This is a genomic window from Mesorhizobium sp. Cs1299R1N1 (genome assembly GCF_037179655.1).
GTDB lineage: Bacteria > Pseudomonadota > Alphaproteobacteria > Rhizobiales > Rhizobiaceae > Mesorhizobium > Mesorhizobium salmacidum.
In genome coordinates, this window is record NZ_JAPYKR010000063.1 from 1 (window position 1) to 3,394 (window position 3,394).

A 3,394-nucleotide genomic window follows, 5' to 3' on the forward strand; every position below is an offset into this window, starting at 1 on the left:
CCGCAATTATGTGGAGCGCTGGATTATGCAGAGTCCGCGGCGGCAATTCCTTGCCGCCTAAGGTATTTGAGCAGCGATCACTCGACATAATCTGCCGATCGGCTGACGGACTTCAGCATGGCCAGCAGCTTGTCGGGAGTGCGGAAGCGACCAGGCTTGAGCGACGGCGGCACCATCGTGGCAAGCGCCTCGAGCTTCTCGGTCGGGTCGGCCCGCAGGTAGATTTCCGTGCTTTGGAGGCTGGCGTGTCCGAGCCAGAGCGAAACCTTACGGACATCCCGGGTCGCCTGCAGCGTGTGCATGGCACAGGTGTGGCGCAAGACGTGGGGAGTGACGCGCTTGTCGGCGATGGACGGTTGCTTCCGCGCCGCGATGGCCACGTGCTTGGTCAGGATATATTCGAATCCAGACCTGGTCATCGCGCGCCCCGTCAAATTGAGAAAGAGCTCGGCGTCGCCACTCGCCGGGCGGACCGCCAGCCAAGCCTTCAACGCCGCCGCTGTCTCCTTCCACAGGGGCAGCACGCGCTCGCGACGCCCTTTGCCCATGACGTGGATGCTGGCGACCGTCTGGCGATCGATCTGGTCGATGCGGATGCTGACGAGTTCGGATACGCGCAACCCGGCAGCGAAGGCCAGATGCAGCATCGCCCGATCACGGATGCCGGAGACCCGACGCGGGTCCGGCGCGTCGAGCAGAGCCTGCATCTCGTCACGGGTGAGATGGCCGATGAGGGCCTCGTCGACCTTCTTCATCGGGATCGCCCGGACTCGGTGCGCCTGATCCAGACAGGACGGGAGCCGATACTCCAGGAAGCGGAAGAAAGCCTTGATGGCGGCAAGACGAGCGTTGCGGGTGCGCGCCGAGTTGCCGCGTCCTTCCTCGATGTGTTCCAGGAAGGCGAGAATGAGCGGCGGATCGAGCTGCTCAATCTCAATGCTGGACGGGGTGGTCCGCAGTCGGGCAGCCGCGAAGCAGAGCAGCAGCTGAAAGCTGTAGGCATAGGCCGCGCAGGTGTGCGGGCTCGCTCGCCTCTCGTGCGGCAGATGCTCGCGCAGGAAGGCGGTGAGATGCGGAGCCAGCGCGGTCATGAGACAGCTCCTTGGTGCAAGGCCTCGCCGACCGCCGCAATCTGCCTCATCAGGATCGGTGTCGCCTGAAGGTACCAATAGGTGTCGGTGACGTGGGCATGGCCGAGGTAGGTGCTGAGGGCAACGATATGGCGGCCGACGGCATGGCGATCGTGCCGGCACTGCTCCAGGGAGCGTACGGCAAAGGTGTGCCGTAGATCATGAATACAGGGACCCGGTTGGCCGAGGCCTCCTCGCAGGCCGATCGAGCGCGCGAGCTGGAGGAAGTTGGCGATCACGGTACTGTAAGCTGGCGATGCGCCCGCGGCGGAAACGAATAGCGCGTTGTTCAAGGTACCGAGCCGGCGGCGTGCAACCAAATACCGGTTCAAAGCGTCCCATGTCGTGGCGTGGAGCGGCAGCAAGCGGCTCTTGTGGAACTTGGTCTGTCGGATGATCAAACCATCGGCGATCAGGTCATCGAGTTGAAGCGAGAGGGCTTCGGAGATGCGCATGCCGGTGGCAGCAATCAAGCCGAACAGGGTCTCGTACATTAACGGCCGGATCGAACCTGCCGGCTTCAGGCGGGTAGCCGCCTGCATCAGCGCGGCGATCTCGTCCGCACTGTAGATATGCGGAATCCGTCGCTCCAACGGGCTGTGGCCCAGAGCGTCAGCGGGCGGAATCTCATGACGCCGATCCTCGGCCGACAGCGCCAGCGCAAAGCGGCGGACTGTCAGCAGTCGGTTGCGGCGCTGCGGTGGCGAAGGCGCAAGCCTCGCCCATTCGAACACGCGGGTAGCTTGGACATATCGGTCGTCGTGTCGCTCGGCGAAGGCAACAAAGCTCTTCAACAGCGTGTTCTGGACGCGGAACCTGAAGCCCAGCCTATGCTGCAGTTCCACATAGCGTGCGAGATCCTGGCTCAGCATGACGCACTCCCCGGCCAGGGCTGGGCAACCCGAAGCAACATGTCGACGTCAACCTTTGCGTAGTGGGCGGTGGTGTCGACCGACCGATGGCGCAGCACGGTTCCAATCACGTCCAGCGTGGCGCCGGCACGCAGCATGCTGGTTGCCGCCGAGTGCCGCAGAAGATGGGCGCCTCGGGACGGCGCGTGGTCGATGTCGGCCCTCCCAAGCGCAAGGCTGACGATGCTCGAGACACTTGCGCTCACCAATGGCCGAAACGGTGCAACGGTCCGCAGGAAAATCTGCTCACAGGCGGCAGGCGGACGGGCGTCTCGCAGATAATCGATAATGGCATCGCCAGCGTCCTGGGGCAGCGGAAGCCGGACCTCGCGACGTCCTTTGCCGCGAACGCGCAAGGTTCCCTCGCTCCAGTCAATGTCGTCGAGGCGCATGCCCGAAATGTCGCCGGCGCGCAGGCCGAGACGTGCAAGCAGGAGAAGCACTTCGCGGTCGCGGACGCCCATTGGCGTCGTGATGTCGCACGACGCGATAACCCGCTCGACTTCCGCCGTGGAGATGTAGCGCGGCAAGGCCGCCAACCGCCATTGCGGCACCGTCGGGATCGCATGATCAAGCCCCGACCGGCATAGGCCTTGGGTTGCTAAATATCTGAGGTAGCCCCGTAGCGCCATCGTCATCGTCTTGAGGTTTGCCCGCGAATTGCGCTGCGCTTCCCCCAGGATCGCTTGCCGAATGAGGCGGGCATCGTAATGCCTTGGATCGGGACCCAAAGCGGGAAGCAGCCGCATCACCATCCGGCCATGGCGATCGATTGTGCGCTCAGAAATGCCCCGGTGCCGTCTCAGCCAAATCTGGAATGCAAGGACTTGGTCGTCGTGGGCACGCGGCTCATCCTGCGTCCATGGCGTCACGATCCCGCATTCGGCCAGAAAGCTCACGAACCGCCGCGCCCGGTTCACGTATTTGGCGGACAGGCGATCGGCTCGTCGCACGCCGGGACAGCGGCATCGATGTCGCGCGAAACGGCGAACCGTATCCTCGTTGATCTCCGCGACAGCGATCTTGGCGCTTTGCAGCCAATGTCCGAAGTGACGAGCCGAGGCTTCGTAGCCTGACACCGTCAGGCGGGAGTGTCCCAGGCTCAACAATCGGCTCGTGAACGCTTCCACGAACGGTCGCAAGGCGCCCGGGTCCATCAATCGCTTGCATTCGAGCATAACTTCCTTCGACTTTGACAATGTGGTCTCCTCTCAAGGTCAAATGACGTCGAGAGACGACAACAATTATGCCGAGCAAGAAAGCGATTGAGCGCTCTAACACCTTGGAATGGAAGGACGAAGTTGGCTTGATTGCGGCCTACTCTGCATAATCCAGCGCTCCACATAATTGCGG

At 63.0% G+C, this 3,394-nt stretch carries 3 protein-coding genes; all 3 read right to left on the reverse strand.

Annotation, left to right across the window (positions count from 1 at the left end; genetic code table 11):
• Nucleotides 1-77: 77 nt before the first annotated feature.
• From O7A70_RS33555 to O7A70_RS33565, 3 genes are read right to left on the reverse strand one after another with little or no spacing between them, the layout of a single operon-like run.
• The gene (locus tag O7A70_RS33555; RefSeq protein WP_337144168.1) at nt 78-1,091 is read right to left on the reverse strand and encodes a tyrosine-type recombinase/integrase; all 1,014 of its coding nucleotides are present in this window, start codon (nt 1,089-1,091) and stop codon (nt 78-80) included.
• Nucleotides 1,088-2,002: a tyrosine-type recombinase/integrase gene (locus tag O7A70_RS33560; RefSeq protein ID WP_337144169.1), complete on the reverse strand. Its 915-nt coding sequence runs from the start codon at nt 2,000-2,002 to the stop codon at nt 1,088-1,090. Before O7A70_RS33560 ends, O7A70_RS33555 begins: the two co-directional genes overlap by 4 nt.
• Nucleotides 1,996-3,240, reverse strand: coding sequence for a tyrosine-type recombinase/integrase (locus tag O7A70_RS33565; RefSeq protein WP_337144170.1), 1,245 nt, complete (start codon nt 3,238-3,240; stop codon nt 1,996-1,998). Before O7A70_RS33565 ends, O7A70_RS33560 begins: the two co-directional genes overlap by 7 nt.
• Nucleotides 3,241-3,394: the final 154 nt, after the last annotated feature.